General features: G+C 63.8%; 1 pseudogene. It reads right to left on the bottom strand.

The features are described from left to right. Window positions 1–320 (bottom strand): annotated as a pseudogene (locus EN859_RS36525) (mannitol dehydrogenase family protein); the annotation flags it as partial.

Raw genomic sequence — 320 nt, forward strand, 5'->3', positions numbered from 1 at the left:
GCTCGGAACGTCGCGTTGGCGGCCAAGGACGGGTCGAAGACAGCGTCGATGGCGAGGATCGCGTCGGCGAGCAGTTTGCTGTCGGAACCAACGCGGTCGGCGATTGTCGCAATTCTCTCGGCGAAGGGGTCGGACACCTGCCAGGCGCGGCCGAAGCGCGCCGATGCCTTGATCAGATAGGCCATCCAGCCTGCCACTGGAACCGAAAGAAGCTCGACACTTAAGCCCTTCACCAGGCGGTCGCGGATCGGGTTGAGCAGGCGCTGCACGATCTTCTGCGAGCCGTCTGTAGCAATCTGGTGGTTGCGATGGCGGATCGC

This window comes from Mesorhizobium sp. M00.F.Ca.ET.216.01.1.1 (genome assembly GCF_004010325.2).
Lineage (GTDB): Bacteria > Pseudomonadota > Alphaproteobacteria > Rhizobiales > Rhizobiaceae > Mesorhizobium.